Source organism: Luteipulveratus halotolerans (genome assembly GCF_001247745.1).
GTDB lineage: Bacteria > Actinomycetota > Actinomycetes > Actinomycetales > Dermatophilaceae > Luteipulveratus > Luteipulveratus halotolerans.
The window spans coordinates 980,249-994,965 of sequence record NZ_LAIR01000002.1 but is presented as its reverse complement, the minus strand read 5'-3'; the positions used below and the strand labels follow the sequence as shown (position 1 = coordinate 994,965).

Annotated in this window: 15 protein-coding genes, 1 tRNA gene and 1 pseudogene; 5 read left to right on the top strand and 12 right to left on the bottom strand. The window is 70.6% G+C overall.

Annotated elements, in window-relative coordinates; all coding sequences use genetic code 11:
* Positions 1–88 precede the first annotated feature (88 nt).
* Positions 89–1,125: pseudogene (tdh, locus tag VV01_RS05285) on the top strand (L-threonine 3-dehydrogenase).
* A gap of 43 nt (positions 1,126–1,168) precedes the next feature.
* On the top strand, positions 1,169–2,365 hold the full coding sequence (locus tag VV01_RS05280; RefSeq protein ID WP_050668977.1) for a glycine C-acetyltransferase: 1,197 nt from the start codon (positions 1,169–1,171) through the stop codon (positions 2,363–2,365).
* Positions 2,366–2,421: 56 nt separating this feature from the next.
* On the opposite strand, the gene VV01_RS05275 is transcribed toward VV01_RS05280, so the two are convergent.
* Both VV01_RS05275 and VV01_RS05270 read right to left on the bottom strand, forming a co-directional pair.
* Entirely contained in the window at positions 2,422–2,724 is a 303-nt protein-coding gene (locus VV01_RS05275; protein WP_071606515.1) for a GroES family chaperonin, read from the bottom strand.
* Positions 2,725–2,767: 43 nt separating this feature from the next.
* The gene (locus VV01_RS05270; RefSeq protein WP_050668975.1) at positions 2,768–3,037 is read right to left on the bottom strand and encodes a DUF3618 domain-containing protein; all 270 of its coding nucleotides are present in this window, start codon (positions 3,035–3,037) and stop codon (positions 2,768–2,770) included.
* 108 nt (positions 3,038–3,145) lie between these two features.
* On the opposite strand from VV01_RS05270, the gene bcp reads away from it, so the two are divergent.
* Positions 3,146–3,613 (top strand): thioredoxin-dependent thiol peroxidase, encoded by a 468-nt coding sequence (bcp, locus tag VV01_RS05265; protein WP_050668974.1) that lies wholly within the window; start codon positions 3,146–3,148, stop codon positions 3,611–3,613.
* Positions 3,614–3,657: 44 nt separating this feature from the next.
* Positions 3,658–3,739: transfer RNA gene (locus VV01_RS05260), tRNA-Leu, on the top strand.
* Between the two features lie 76 nt (positions 3,740–3,815).
* Here the strand turns inward: VV01_RS05260 and VV01_RS05255 are convergent.
* Genes VV01_RS05255 through rph form a run of 4 tightly spaced genes read right to left on the bottom strand, consistent with a single transcriptional unit; the run spans position 3,816 to position 7,657 of the window.
* Positions 3,816–4,691, bottom strand: a complete 876-nt coding sequence (locus VV01_RS05255; RefSeq protein WP_050668973.1) for an alpha/beta fold hydrolase — start codon at positions 4,689–4,691, stop codon at positions 3,816–3,818.
* Positions 4,692–4,710: 19 nt separating this feature from the next.
* Entirely contained in the window at positions 4,711–6,294 is a 1,584-nt protein-coding gene (locus tag VV01_RS05250; protein WP_082220834.1) for a molybdopterin-dependent oxidoreductase, read from the bottom strand.
* Positions 6,291–6,899 (bottom strand): RdgB/HAM1 family non-canonical purine NTP pyrophosphatase, encoded by a 609-nt coding sequence (gene rdgB / locus VV01_RS05245; protein WP_050668972.1) that lies wholly within the window; start codon positions 6,897–6,899, stop codon positions 6,291–6,293. Before rdgB ends, VV01_RS05250 begins: the two co-directional genes overlap by 4 nt.
* Positions 6,899–7,657: a ribonuclease PH gene (rph, locus tag VV01_RS05240; protein ID WP_050671737.1), complete on the bottom strand. Its 759-nt coding sequence runs from the start codon at positions 7,655–7,657 to the stop codon at positions 6,899–6,901. The genes rdgB and rph overlap by 1 nt, the downstream gene beginning before the upstream one ends.
* A 149-nt stretch (positions 7,658–7,806) precedes the next feature.
* Between rph and VV01_RS05235 the strand changes: the two genes are divergently transcribed.
* Positions 7,807–9,234 carry an amino acid permease gene (locus tag VV01_RS05235; RefSeq protein WP_050668971.1) on the top strand — a complete coding sequence of 476 codons (1,428 nt, stop codon included), beginning with the start codon at positions 7,807–7,809 and terminating at the stop codon, positions 9,232–9,234.
* Between the two features lie 6 nt (positions 9,235–9,240).
* Here the strand turns inward: VV01_RS05235 and VV01_RS05230 are convergent, their stop codons facing one another.
* From VV01_RS05230 to VV01_RS05205, 6 genes are all read right to left on the bottom strand, one after another.
* On the bottom strand, positions 9,241–10,245 hold the full coding sequence (locus VV01_RS05230) for a 2-dehydropantoate 2-reductase (protein ID WP_050668970.1): 1,005 nt from the start codon (positions 10,243–10,245) through the stop codon (positions 9,241–9,243).
* 46 nt (positions 10,246–10,291) lie between these two features.
* On the bottom strand, positions 10,292–11,062 hold the full coding sequence (locus VV01_RS05225) for an MBL fold metallo-hydrolase (RefSeq protein ID WP_050668969.1): 771 nt from the start codon (positions 11,060–11,062) through the stop codon (positions 10,292–10,294).
* Entirely contained in the window at positions 11,059–11,892 is an 834-nt protein-coding gene (murI, locus tag VV01_RS05220; RefSeq protein WP_050668968.1) for a glutamate racemase, read from the bottom strand. The genes VV01_RS05225 and murI overlap by 4 nt, the downstream gene beginning before the upstream one ends.
* A gap of 80 nt (positions 11,893–11,972) precedes the next feature.
* Positions 11,973–12,785 (bottom strand): LLM class flavin-dependent oxidoreductase, encoded by an 813-nt coding sequence (locus tag VV01_RS05215; RefSeq protein WP_050668967.1) that lies wholly within the window; start codon positions 12,783–12,785, stop codon positions 11,973–11,975.
* Between the two features lie 49 nt (positions 12,786–12,834).
* Positions 12,835–13,605: a fumarylacetoacetate hydrolase family protein gene (locus VV01_RS05210; protein ID WP_050668966.1), complete on the bottom strand. Its 771-nt coding sequence runs from the start codon at positions 13,603–13,605 to the stop codon at positions 12,835–12,837.
* Positions 13,606–13,642: 37 nt separating this feature from the next.
* Complete coding sequence (locus tag VV01_RS05205) at positions 13,643–14,701, bottom strand: SGNH/GDSL hydrolase family protein (RefSeq protein WP_050668965.1); 1,059 nt, start codon at positions 14,699–14,701, stop codon at positions 13,643–13,645.
* Positions 14,702–14,717: the final 16 nt, after the last annotated feature.

The following is a 14,717-nucleotide window of genomic DNA, read 5'->3' as shown; positions in this document are numbered from 1 at the left end:
CGAGCTGGGGTCCGACTCTGTCGGGCCCCAGCTTCGTTGTTCCACCCCCGTCTCACCTGCTGGGCACCGACCCGGCACACTGACGGGCGTGCGTGCACTAGCCAAGACCACTGCTGCTCCTGGCCTCGAGCTCATCGATGCCCCCGAGCCCATCTGCGGACCCGACGACGTCAAGATCCGGGTCCTGCGTGCCGGCCTCTGCGGCACCGACCTGCATCTGGAGCAGTGGGACGACTGGGCCGCCGCCACGGTCGACGTCCCCCAGATCATCGGTCACGAGTTCTTCGGCGAGGTCGTCGAGATCGGCGACCACGTCACGAGCGTCCAGGTCGGTCAACGGGCCTCCGGTGAGGGCCACATCATCTGCGGTGAGTGCCGCAACTGCCGTGCCGGCCGGCGCCACCTGTGCATCCGCACGGTGGGCATCGGCGTCAACCGCGACGGTGCGTTCGCCGACTACGTCGTCATCCCCGCGAGCAACGTGTGGGTGCAGCCCGATGACCTGGACCCCGACGTGGGCGCGGTCTTCGACCCCTTCGGCAACGCCACCCACACCGCCTTGTCCTTCCCGATCGCCGGTGAGGACATCCTGGTGACCGGCGCCGGCCCGATCGGCGTCATGGGCGCTGCGATCGCTCGCCACGTGGGCGCCCGCAACGTCGTCGTCACCGACGTCAGCGACTACCGCCTCGAGCTCGCCAAGGCCGCCGGTGCCGACCTGGTCGTCAACGTCGCCCGCGAACGGGTCGCCGACGCCCAGCGCAAGCTCGGCATGCGCGAGGGCTTCGACATCGGGCTGGAGATGTCGGGCCACCCGGCCGCCGTCGAGGAGATGCTCGCCAACATGAACCACGGCGGCCGCATCGCGATGCTGGGCCTGCCCGCCGAGCCCTACCCCATCGACTGGGGCCGGGTGATCACGCACATGATCACATCAAGGGCATCTACGGCCGCGAGATGTACGACACCTGGTACGCCATGAGCGCGATGCTGCAGTCCTCGCAGGTGCTCGAGCGCGCTGTGCAGTCCGTGATCACCCACCGCTTCCCGGCCGAGCAGTGGCAGGACGCGTTCGCCGCCGCCCGCTCCGGTGAGTGCGGCAAGGTCGTCATGGACTGGAGCTGACCCCTCACCCGCGCTGTCGTCGTACGACCCCCGAAGGAGCCCCATGTACAGCATCAAGGACGACCTGGCCGCCACGCTGGCCGAGATCGACGAGGCCGGCCTCACCAAGCACGAACGTGAGCTGACCTCGCCCCAGTCGGCGCACGTCACGACGAAGCAGGCGGAGGCGCTGAACTTCTGCGCCAACAACTACCTCGGCCTGGCCGACCATCCCGAGGTCGTGGCTGCCGCCTCGAACGCCCTGCAGGAGTGGGGTTTCGGGATGGCGTCGGTGCGCTTCATCTGCGGCACGCAGGCCCGGCACACCGAGCTGGAGCGACGGCTCGCCGACTTCGCCGGGCAGGACGCCGCGATCCTCTACTCCTCCTGCTTCGACGCCAACGGCGGCACGTTCGAGGTGCTGTTCGGCGCCGAGGACGCGATCATCAGCGACGAGCTCAACCACGCGTCGCTCATCGACGGCATCCGCCTGTCGAAGGCGCAGCGCTTCCGCTACAAGAACGCCGACATGGCCGACCTGCGCACCCAGCTCGAGGCGGCCCGCGATGCCGGCGCGCGTCGTACCGTCGTGGTGACCGACGGCGTGTTCTCGATGGACGGCTACTACGCACCGCTCGACGAGATCTGTGACCTCGCAGACGAGTTCGGTGCCCTCGTCATGGTCGACGACTCGCACGCGGTCGGGTTCGTCGGCGAGGGCGGCCGCGGCACCCACGAGCTCAAGGGCGTGCTCGACCGTGTCGACATCGTCACCGGCACGCTCGGCAAGGCCCTCGGCGGCGCATCCGGCGGCTACGTCGCCGCGCACCAGGAGATCGTCGACCTGCTGCGTCAGCGCTCACGCCCCTACCTCTTCTCCAACGCTGTCGCTCCGAGCGTCGTGGCCGGCTCGCTCAAGGCGCTCGAGCTCGCGGCAGGCTCCGCCGACCAGCGAAAGGCGTTGCAGCGCAACACGACTCTGTTCCGCGAGCTGATGGACGAGGCCGGCTTCGAGCTGCTGCCCGGCACCCACCCGATCACGCCGGTGATGTTCCCGGGCGAGGACGGTGCGCGGACGGCCGCACAGGTCGCCGACGCCATGCTCGAGCGTGGCGTCTACGTGATCGCGTTCTCCTACCCGGTCGTGCCGCAGGGCAAGGCGCGCATCCGCGTCCAGCTCTCGGCAGCGCACAGCGAGGACGACGTGCGCACGTGCGTGCAGGCGTTCGTCGACGCGCGCGCCGAGGTCACCGGCAGCTGACCCGAGTACGACGACGCCGCACCTTCACCGAAGAAGGTGCGGCGTCGTCGTACGCGTCACAGGTAGAGGCCGGTGCGTCCGTTGTCGCTCGTCGTCGCGGCCACGGTCACGGCGTGCAGGTCACGCTCGCGCAGCAGGACGTAGTCCTTGGACTGCAGCTCGACCTCGGCCTTGTCCTCGGGGTCGTAGAGCACCCGGTCGCCGAGGTTGACCTGGCGCACGTGCGCGCCGAGAGCGACGACCTCGGCCCAGGCGAGGCGCTTGCCCACGCTCGCGGTGGCCGGGATGACGATGCCGCCACCGGACTTGCGCTCACCGGGCTCGCCCTCACGGGAGACCAGGACGCGGTCGTGCAGCATCCGGATGGGCAGGCCATCCGTCGTCGCGGGCTCGGCCACGCGCTCAGCTGCGGGCGCGGCGGATCAGGCCGAGCAGCAGCAGGAAGGCGCCCAGGCCGCCGACACCGGCGGCCACCTTGTCGGTCTTGAGCTCGCCGTCGGGCGTGCGGGTGGCGTCGTTGGCCGCGAGCTTGAGGCTCTCGACCTGACGCTTGGCGACCTCCTTGGGCTGCGCCCGGAAGGCGAGCTCGTCGATCGTGCCGGCCAGCCGCTGGCGGGTCGCGGCGAGGTCGGCCTCGATCTCCTTCTGGGAGCGAACGCGCTTCTCTGCCATGGTGTCTCCTTCTCCTGCGGACGGCCGTTCCACAAACTTCTCGCTGCGACCCTAACGTAGGGCCCGAACCCCCGACACGGCCCGTTCGCGGGCGAAGAGAGGACCGACATGCCACGCCTCGAGACCGGTGACGCCGCACCCGACTTCACGCTGCAGGACTCCACCGGCGCCACCGTGTCGTTGAAGGACTTCCGCGGTCGCAAGCTGGTGATCTTCTTCTACCCCGCCGCGATGACGCCGGGCTGCACCAAGGAGGCCTGCGACTTCCGCGACTCGCTCACGACGCTGCGCGATGCGGGGTACGACGTCGTCGGCATCTCCCCCGACTCCCCCGACAAGCTGGCGCAGTTCGTCGAGAAGGAGTCGCTGACGTACCCGCTGCTGTCCGACCCGGACAAGCAGGTGCTGGAGGCCTACGGCGCGTACGGCGAGAAGAAGCTCTACGGCAAGACGGTCGTGGGCGTGATCCGTTCCACCATCGTGGTCGACGAGGACGGCACGGTCACCCTGCCGAAGTACAACGTGCGCGCCACCGGGCACGTCGCCACGCTCTCCAAGGCGCTCAAGCTGGTCTGATCGGCTTCGCGGGTCCGTACGCCGACGCGTAGGCTCCGCGGTGCGCGCGAGTGGTGGAACTGGCAGACACACTGGCTTTAGGTGCCAGCGCCTTCGGGTGTGCGGGTTCGAGTCCCGCCTCGCGCACAGCAACGACGCTGGGCACAGGCGGGGTCATGCCCCACTTGTGCCCAGCGTCGTTCGGGAGGCGGCAGACGTCGCGTCAGGCTCGTGCGGCGGCTGCGAGCTCGGCCATCATCTCCGCGGCGCGACCGTCACCGATGGACAGGTGGCCCTCGCCCCCGATGAGGTGAGCCGTGGCACGGGGCAGGTGCTCGGCGAGCCACTGGCCGTGGGCGAACGGCACCATCAGGTCCAGGCTGCCCTGCCAGACATAGGTCGGCACGGTCACCTCGGCGAGGTCGAAGCCCCACGGCTGGGTGAAGGCCAGGTCGTCCTCCAACCAGCCCTCGTAGCCCACCCGCAGGGCCTCGTGGAAGTTGCGGGCCAGGTCTTGCCCAGTGCGTTCGGTGATGACCGCGCGGTCGACGTCGGGCAGCAGCGACGACAGGCTGGTGATGATGTCCTGCGGCGTGGCCGCCCTCAGCTGAGGGAGGTACGGCTCGAGGTAGGCGCGCAGAGCCGCCTCCCCCTCGACCGCAGCGCCGAACTCCTCGACGTTGTCCTCGCCCATCCCGGCCAGGAAGTCCAGACCGTCGGCGTCGTACGGTGCGACGCCGGCGATCACGAGTGCAGCATCGACCCGCTCGCTCAGGCGCGCCGCGGTGGCAAGACAGTGCGGGCCGCCTCCGGACCAGCCGGCCACCACGCACCGGTCGGCGCCGACGTGGTCGAGCATCGCCGCGACGTCGCCTGCGATGTCGACCACGCGTCGGCCAGGGTGCGGGGTGGATCCGCCGTAGCCCGCCCGCGAGTACGTCAGCACGCGCAGACCCGCGGCGTGGGCAGCGGACTCCAGCCGGTGCGAGGCGTGCAGCGAACCGGGGGTCCCGTGGTGGAACACCATCACGTCGCCGCCCTCCGGGCCGCTGAGCGAGATGTCGAGGGTGCGGCCGTCGGGCAGGGTCAGGTGCTCCATGACGTCATCCTCACACCGATCAGGCGACGGTGACGGAGATGGTGTGCCAACCCGTGCTGCCGTTGGGATCAGGTGGCGCGGTCTCACCGGTCTGCCACTCCCCCGCGGCGTCTCGGGCACGTACGGCGATCGTGTGCTTGCCCGGTGAGGCGTCCCAGGCGTACACCCACTGACGCCACGCGTCCGTGGTGGCCTCCGTGCCGAGCCTGGCGTCGGTCCACGCGCCGTCGTCGATCCGCACCTGGACGCCGGTCACGCCGCGATGCTGCGCCCACGCGACTCCGGCGAGGGCGACCTTGCCGTTGTCCGCGCGACGGACCTTGTCGTCGTCACGGGGTACGTCGATGCGCGAGGAGGTCTTGACCGGGCCCTTCTCCGACCACCCCCGCGGCGTCCAGTAGCCCTCGTCGTCGGCGAACCGGGTGACCTTCAGCTCGGTCACCCACTTGGTGGCCGAGACGTAGCCGTACAGCCCGGGCACCACGAGGCGGGCCGGGAACCCGTGCTTCGGCGTCAGCGGCTCACGGTTCATCGCGACCGCGATCAGAGAGCTGCGGTCGTCCGTGAGGGCCTCGAGGGGCGTACCGGCCGTCCAGCCGTCCGCGCTGCGCGAGAGCACCATGTCGGCCCCGGGCTTCGGACGAGCCTGCGCGAGTAGCTCACGCACGGGCCAGCCGGTCCAGATCGCATTGCCGTTGAGGTCGCCGCCCACCTCGTTGGACACGCACATCAACGTGACCATCGCCTCCTGCATCGGCTTGGACAGCAAGGTGTCCCAGTCGATCTCGACCTCGCGCTCGACCATGCCGGTGACGCGCAACCGCCATGACGACGGATCGACCTGCGGGATCGTGAGCGCGGTGTCGATGCGGTAGAAGTCGCGCTGCGGTACGACGAACGGCGTCACCCCGTCGACACCCACGGACGCGCCTGCAGGCACGGAGACCGGCTTGGCCACCCGAGGGATCGCGATCTTCTTGCGGGCCTCGTTGACGCTCCGTGCAGCGCTGCCGATCGCGCGCCCGCCCCACGCGACCAGTGCAGCGCCGGCGAGCACGCCCGCGCCGATACCGATGGCCGTACGCCGGTCGGTGCCCCCGTCGTACGACGGTCCGGTGACGCTCGTACGGCTGTGCCACCACCGCAGCACGGCCAGTCCTGCGACCCCACCGGCGAGCGCGGGCACGACGTCGGCCGCCCTGGCGCCCGGCCGGCTCGCGACCGCGGCGGCCGCCACGGCGACGAACACGACCGTCATCAGGAGGGCGGCCCGCAGGCGGCGACGCGCCAGGACACCGATGACGACGCACAGGAGCGCGAGTACGACGGCCATGCCCACGAACAGCGCGAGCTTGTCGCGGGTGCCGAACGTCGAGACCGCGAAGTCCTTGAGCCACAACGGAGTTCGGTCGACGAACGCTCCGCCCACCGCGAGCACGGGTGATGGCTCGCCTCCGGACCACCCGGCCCGTTGCACGACTCCGGCGACGAGCTCGGCGACCGCGAGCACCACCGCACCGACGACGAGACCGCCGACGGCGTCGACCAGCAGCGTCGTACGGCGCGCGGGCTCGACCGGCACCGGACGCTGCTCGTCGGTCATGACAGCAGCTCGACCAGGTCGGGCAGGAGCGCCCGGAACGCGTTGCCGCGGTGGGAGATGGCGTTCTTGTCGTCGTCGCTCAGCTCGGCGAGGGTGCGGCCGTCGGGCAGCTCGAAGATCGGGTCGTACCCGAAACCGTTGGTGCCGCGCTGATCTCGCGTCAGACGCCCGTCGACACGACCGACGTGCACCCGCTCGGTGCCGTCCGGCAGCGTGAGCACGACGGTGCTGCTGAAGTAGGCGGTCAGCCGCTCGACGGCGACGTCGGCGAGCTGGCCCTGGAGCGTGTCGATGTTGGCCTGGTCATCACCCGTGCGCCCCGACCACATCGCGCTCCACACGCCCGGGGCAGCGCCCAGCACGTCGACCGTCAGCCCCGAGTCGTCAGCAATGGCAGGCAGATTGGTCGCCTTGGCGACGGCCTGCGACTTCAGACGGGAGTTCTCCTCGAACGTCACACCGGTCTCGGCCACCTCGGGCACGCCCTCGATGTCACCCGCGCCGAGCACCTCGACGTCGGCCAGCTCGGGCACGCCCGCGAGCAGCTGGCGCAGCTCGCGCAGCTTGCCCGGGTTGCGCGTCGCGAGCACCAGCTGCCGGCCCATCAGAGCACCCGCTCCCGGGCGGTCTCGGCCAGCGCCTTCTGCTGCAGAGCAGTCAGGTCGACGATGCCCTTGGCTGCGATGTCGAGCAGCGCGTCGAGCTCGGCGCGGTCGAACGGCTTGCCCTCGGCCGTGCCCTGCACCTCGATGAACTCGCCCGTGCCGGTCATCACGACGTTCATGTCGGTGCCGGCGGTGGAGTCCTCGGGGTAGTCGAGGTCGAGCACCGGGCGGCCGTCGATGATGCCGACGCTGACGGCCGCGACCGAACCCGTGAGCGGCTCGGCCTTGGCCGGGATGAGCTTGCGGGCCTTGGCGTCGGCGATGGCGTCGACGAGTGCGACGTAGGCACCCGTGATGGACGCCGTACGCGTGCCGCCGTCGGCCTGCAGCACGTCGCAGTCGAGCACGATGGTGTTCTCGCCGAGCGCCTTGGTGTCGATGACGGCCCGCAGGCTGCGGCCGATGAGGCGCGAGATCTCGTGGGTGCGGCCGCCGACCTTGCCCTTGCGGGCCTCGCGGTCGGAACGGGTGTTGGTCGAGCGCGGCAGCATCTCGTACTCGGACGTGACCCAGCCGGTGCCCTGGCCCTTGAGCCAGCGCGGCACGCCCTCGGTGAACGACGCGGCGCACAGCACTCGGGTGCGGCCGAACTCCACGAGCACGCTGCCCTCGGCGTGGTCGAGCCAGTTGCGGGTGATGCGGATGTCACGGAGCTGGTCGGGTGCTCGGCCGTCGTGGCGCAGGGCGTCGTTCGTCATGACCACCAGCGTAGGAGGACCCCGGCCGGGACCACGCACGCGCCTGATGACGGTCCGAGGAACACTGCGCCGGACCGGCGGCGTACACACGGAACGTGACGTGTGGCACCGTGGCGGGCGTCATTGCCCAGGGCAGGAGGAGCCAGCACGTGCGTACGACCGTCGAGCAGCAGCCGCACGAGAGGCCGGGCGAGGAGTCCGGTCTCGAGCGGGGTCTGTCCAACCGGCACATCCAGCTGATGGCCATCGGCGGCGCGATCGGCACGGGCCTGTTCATGGGTTCGGGCAAGAGCATCTCGCTCGCCGGACCGGCCATCACGGTGGTCTACGCGGTCATCGGCTTCATGCTCTTCTTCATGATGCGCGCCATGGGCGAGGTGCTGCTGTCCAGGAGCGGCTACCGCAGCTTCGGCGACGTCGCCGAGGACGTGCTCGGACCGTGGGCGGGATTCATGACCGGCTGGACGTACTGGTTGTGCTGGATCATCACCGGCATCGCCGAGGTCGTCGCCGTGACGGGCTACGTCGCCTACTGGTGGCCCGACCTGCCGAAGTGGATCCCGGCCGTGCTCATGGTCGTGCTGATCGTCGGCCTCAACATGCTCGCGGTGCGGCTGTTCGGCGAGATGGAGTTCTGGTTCGCACTCATCAAGATCGTCGCGATCCTCGCGCTCGTCGTGACGGCCGCCGTGCTGGTGCTGATGCACTACCAGGCGCCCGACGGCCACCACGCCTCCGTTACGCACCTGTGGGAGCACGGCGGGTTCATGCCGAAGGGCATTCACGGCGTGCTCACCGGCTTCCAGATCGCGATCTTCTCCTTCGTCGGGCTGGAGCTGGTCGGCACCACCGCCGCTGAGGCCAAGGACCCGCACACGACGCTCCCCCGCGCCATCAACGCGATCCCCGTACGCATCCTGCTGTTCTACGTGTTCGCGCTGCTGGCGATCATGGTCGTCTCGCCCTGGACCGACGCCGGCCCTGACGAGAGCCCGTTCGTCAGCACGTTCTCGCTGGTCGGTCTGACCGCTGCCGCCGGCCTCATCAACTTCGTCGTCATGACCTCGGCCGCCTCCAGCTGCAACAGCGGCACCTACTCGACCAGCCGGATGCTGTTCGGCCTCTCGGACCAGGGCAGCGCACCGCGCGGTCTGCACCACCTGTCCGGCCGTCGTACGCCGGACCGCGCCCTGCTGGTGTCCGCGGCGTTCCTGCTGCTGTCGGTGCCGCTGCTCTACGCCACGGGCGGCGTGGCCGAGGCGTTCACGCTGGCCACCACGGTCAGCTCGGTACTGTTCATCTTCATCTGGGGCATCATCCTGATCTCCTACATCGTCTACCGGCGCACGCGCCCCGAGCTGCACGAGCGGTCGGCGTACAAGATGCCCGGCGGCGTGCCGATGTGTGCGGTCGTGCTCGCGTTCTTCGTCTTCGTGATCGGCACGCTGTTCATGGCCGACGACACCCGTCAGGGCCTGGCCGCGTCGCTGATCTGGTTCGTGGTGATGGGCATCGGCCTGGTCGCCACGAGGCGGGCACGGACGGACGCGGTCGCGCGCGAGTACGTCGACGCCTGAGCGCGGTCAGGCGCCGACGGCGCGCCGCAGGTCCGCGGCGCTCCAACGGCGACGGTCGGCGCCGGCCTGCTCCGCCTCGCGCACGAGGTCGACGAGCGCCGAGCACACGGGCGTGGGGATGCCGCGACGCCAGCCGAGGTCGACCACGGCACCCTGCAGCTCGCCGATCTCGGTCGGACGCCCGTGCTGCAGGTCGTCCCACATCGACGACCGCGCCTCGGGATCGACCTTGAGCTGCGCCGCGGCCACCCGTGTGAAGACGCCGTCAGGCGCCGTGAGGACGCGAGCGGTCGCCCGCGCCGGCAACGGCCCGAGCCGCGCCGGTCGGACGCCGTGGGCTGCGAACACCTGCAGCGCCTCGCGCTGGCAGGCGGCCAGCACCCGGCGGAAGTCGCGCTGGGACAGGCATTCCTTGAGCGGCCGATCTGCAAGCGCCACAACGGGATTCATCAGGTTGAGCAGCAGCTTGGCGTGCTGCACCTCGCGCATGTCGGCGCGTGGTTCGTACGGCAGCCAGGTGCCCCTCGTCAGGTCGACCAGCGGCCGCACCCTCGGGTCGGACCCGACCATGACGTCGCCCGAGGTGGCGCGGTGGAACCTGGCGGGTGCGGTCTCCACGACGTTGAACGCCACCATGCCCGGCACCACGGTGTGCTCGGGCAGCACGCCACGGATGCGGTCGGGGTTGCGCAGGCCGTTCTGCAGGCTGACGACGACGGTGTCGGGGCGCAGGTACGGCGCGATCTCGCCGACAGCTGACTCCGTCGCTCCCGACTTCACCGCCACGAGCACGGCGTCGGCGTCGGCTGCGGCGTCGGGGCTGGTCGCGAGGGTGAGCCGCGACGGCTCGACGTGATGGGACGAGCCGTCGTACGACGTCACGCTCAGCCCGTGCTCGCGTGCGGCGTCGATCACCCGCGGACGGCCGATCAGGGACACCTCGGCGACGTCAGCGAGAGCGGCTCCGACGACGCATCCGATGCTGCCGGCACCGACGACCACGATCTTCATGGCGGACAGTATGTCGATGCGCCCTGGCGACCGGCGGCGAGGGCGACTACAGGTCGTACGACTGGCCGGCGCGGGCGAGCTCGACGTCGCCGTGCCACACGTCTGCGGCCTGCGACCTGCAGACCTCCGGGTCGTTCCACGGTGGGATGTGGGTGAGCATCAGGCGCTTGACTCCCCCGGCCTCGACAGCTGCGGTGGCCGCTCGGCTGCCCGACAGGTGGACGCCGGTCATCTCGTCGTCGCGGCCGTCGACGAACGCCGAGTCGGCCAGGACGAGCGAGGCGTCGGCGCACAGTGTGCGCAGGGCCGGGCAGTCGTCGGTGTCGCCGGTGTAGGCGAGCACGGCTCCGTCGGCCTCGACGCGCACGCCGTAGGCCTCGACGGGGTGGTTGACGGCGTACGGCGTGATCGAGAACGGCCCGATCTCGAAGCCCTGCGCCTCACGCAGGTCGGTGAACCTGAACTGGTCGTCGAGCGACTCGGGCTCGTCGACGCCGTACAACCGCGCGAGCCGGTCGCTCGTGCCGGCCGGACCGTGCACGGGAAGGCCGCCCGCGAGGGCACCGCCCGGCATGTACTTGCGGACCACGAAGTAGCCGGCGAGGTCGGCGCAGTGGTCGGGGTGCAGGTGGCTCAGCACGATGCCGTCGACCTCGTCCAGCCCGATGTGGCGCTGCAGGCCGCCGAGCGCACCGTTGCCGAGGTCGAGCAGGAGGTTCCAGGTGCGGCCCTCGTGCTCGGCCTGCACCAGGTAGCAGGACGCCGGCGAGTCGGGCCCGGCGAACGAGCCGGAGCAGCCGATGACGACCAGCCTCATGACGCGCTCATCTCGGCAGCAGCGTGCTGGAAGTCGTTGCGGAAGACGTGGTCGAACTCGGGCCCCAGCCCGAGGAAGCGGCGAGCCAACCGGCGGAACTCCTCGGCGTCGCCCGTCGTGGTGAACGACATCCCCGGCGCCGGCAGGTCGTCGGCCCGCAGCATGTTGTGGTCCGCGAGCACGCGGTAGACGTCCTTGGCGGTCTCCTCGGCCGAGGACACCAGCGAGACGGTGTCGCCCATGACGTAGGAGATGACGCCGGTCAGCAGCGGGTAGTGCGTGCAGCCGAGCACGAGCGTGTCGACGTCGCGCTCCTGCAACGGTGCGAGGTAGTCGCGCGCCACGTCGATGAGCTCCTTGCCGCCCGTCACGCCCGCCTCGACGAACTCCACGAACCGAGGGCACGGCTCACTGCTCACCTGCAGGTGCGGTGCGGCCGCGAACGCGTCGATGTACGCCTTGGACTGGTGGGTGCCGCGGGTCGAGATGACGCCGACGCGACCGTTGCGGGTGGCGCTCGCGGCACGCCGGACGGCGGGGCGGATGACCTCGACGACCGGGACGTCGTACCGCTCGCGAGCGTCGTGCAGGACCGCCGCGCTCGCGGTGTTGCAGGCGATCACGAGCACCTTGACGCCGTGGTTGACGAGGCGGTCGAGGCACTCCAGCGCGAACGCGCGGGTCTGGGCGATCGGGCGCGGGCCATAGGGCGCCCGGGCGGTGTCGCCGAGATAGGCGATCGACTCGTGCGGGAGCTGGTCGAGCACGGCCCGTGCGACCGTGAGCCCGCCGTACCCGCTGTCGAAGATCCCGATCGGCGCGTCAGACACCGCACCAGGGTAGTTGGGCCCCGAGGCCGAACAGGCCAATCGGCGTGTCACGCGCCTCACGTCGACTCGGAGCACCGGCGTCATCCGAGCAGTGCGGCCGCCATCTGCAGGGTGGCGACGAAGTCGGTCAGTCCGTCTGCGCGCTCGGGCTCGCCGGAGTCGTCGAACCCGAGCACCGCGACCCGCGTGGCACCCGCTGCGGCGAGCTCTCGGACGCGCTCCGCAATGTGCTCGGGGCTGCTGGACCGGGACACCGCGAGGAAGGCCACCACCTCGAACGGCGCGTCACGTCGCTCGGGCGGTCGGGCCTGAGTCGCGATCCGGACGCCCTCGCGCACCTGCTCGACGGAGGTGTCGCCCGTGAAGATGAGCCCGTCACCGATCTCGCCCGCCAGCGCGAGCGTCTTGGCCCGCACCGCACCGACCAGCATCGGCGGCACCGTCTCGGGAGGCCAGGCCAGCCGGACGTCATCGAGGGTGACGTAGCGACCGCTGGTCGTGACGCTCTCGCCGGCGAGCAGCTGGTGCAGTGCCGTGCCGTACTCACGCAGCAGCGTCATCGGCGACTCGGCGCGCACCCCGCACTGGCCCATCCACTCCAGGACGCCGTGACCGATGCCCGGCAGAAGCCGCCCCGGGAACAGCCGCGCCAGCGTGGCGATCTCCATCGCGGTGAGAGCGACGTTGCGCAGCGGCACCGGCATCAGCCCGACACCGACGTGGATGCGCTCGGTCCAGCCGAGCACCGCCGCCGCAGCCGACACCCCTGCCTCGGCGAAGCAGTCCTCCCACAACCACAGGTCGTCCAGACCCGCCCGTTCTGCGGCCAGAGCGACCGGCCGCAGACGCTCGGGCGGCTGGTCAGGAGGGAAGATCACGCCGAGGGCTGCCATGCCCCGGGACGCTAGTCCCGAGGTCGGACAGCGCTCGTACGCCGACCGGTCAGCGCCGCAGGTACGGGTTGGCGAGCGTGCCGATCTGGTCGATCTCGACCTCGACCCGCTGGCCGGACTCGACCGGGCCGATGCCCTCGGGCGTACCGGTCAGGATCACGTCGCCGGGCAGCAGCGTGAACGCCTGGGAGGCGTAGGAGATCAGGGTCGGCACGTCGTGGATCATGTCGGCCGTCGTGCCGTCCTGGCGCACCTCGCCGTCGACACGGGTCTGCACCCGCAGGTCGCTGACGTCGAGATCGGTCTCGATCCAGGGCCCGAGGGGGCAGAACGTGTCGAAGCCCTTGGCACGCGACCACTGGCCGTCGGACTTCTGCAGGTCGCGGGCGGTCACGTCGTTGGCGACGGTGTAGCCGAACACCACCTTGGCGGCCTCCTGCGGCGTGACGTCCTTGCACATCCGGCCGATGACAACCGCCAGCTCGCCCTCGTAGTCGACGCGCTGCGACTGGGGCGGCATCACCACCGGGTCATCGGGGCCGGCGACGGCGGTGTTGGGGATGAGGAACATCAGCGGCTCCTGCGGAGCCTCGCTGCCCATCTCTCGCGCGTGCTCGGCGTAGTTCTTGCCGATCCCGATGACCTTGCTGCGCGGGATCACCGGCGAGAGCAGTCGCACCTCGTCGACGGTCGTCGTGCGACCGGTCAGCTCGATCTTGGTGTAGAGCGGGTCACCGGCGATCTCGGCGATCTTGTCGCCGGCGCCGTCGACCAGGCCGTACGTGGGGTCTTCACCAGTGGTGTATCTCGCGATGCGCACAGGGCGAGCCTAGGACGTCGTCCGGGCCCGGGCGAGGTCAGCCGGTCTGGACGATCGGCCCGGTCGCGCCACCCGTCGGAGTGGGGACGGGCGTCCGCGTCGGCGCCGGCTTGGTCGGCGTCGGGCTGCCCGTGGGGCTCGGCCCACCGGTCGGCGACGGTGAGGACGGCTCGTCGGTGGGGGTCGGCGTGGGCGTCGGCACCGTGCCGACCGCGCCGAGCACCGTGCGCGCCAGCACCTGGTAGCCGGTGTCGTTGGCGTGGATGTCGTTCTTGGCGCACATCCAGGTCCACTCACAGATGCGCGCGACGTTGACGGGCAGCATCTCCGCGGCCGCAGGCGACGCGGACGCCGTGCCGGTCGGCGTACCCGTCGGTGCCGGGGTGTCGCTCGGTGAGAAGTCGTCGCTGCTGAACGCGCTCGACACATCGGCGACCGAGGCGTTGACGCCCTTGGCCGCCGTCGCGATCGAGCCGTTGAGCGAGCTCTGCAGTGTCACTGACAGCTTGGCGACGCTCTGACCGTCCGGCCCGAGCAGCCAGGCCGCCAGGAAGGGGTTGTAGTAGTTGGCGACCACGATGCGCGCCTCGGGCGCCGCCGCCCTGACGCGCTTGAGGATGGCGGGCAGGTTGGTCGAGACCTTCTGCAGACCGTCGGTGATGCACGGCAGGTCGACGTCGGTGCCCTTGGCGCAGCGCTGCACGTCGTTGGCACCCAGGTCGATCGTGATCAGACGGGTGTCCGGGTGGGCCTTCAGGAACGCCTCGGCCGCCGCGAGCTGGTTGCCCTCGGGGTAGGAGCAGCGGGTGCCCGAGGTCATCGTCGTGGTGTCCTCACCCGAGCACGCGAGGTTCTTCAGCTGCAGGTCCGAGCCCTTGTCACGGACGCCCGCGAGCACCCCGCCGACATAGCCGCCGTCCTTGTCGTCACCCTGACCGGGCTGGTAGCCCGCCGCGAGCGAGTCGCCGAGCGCGACGTAGTAGCCGTCGGAGCCGGCCGCGGTCGCCGACGACGACCCGGAGGCGAGGACGCCGGTGATGCTCGCTGCGGCGAGTGCGGCTGAGCTGAGTACGACGGTCGCGCGGCGACGCTGCATGGTGCCTCCCCTGTGT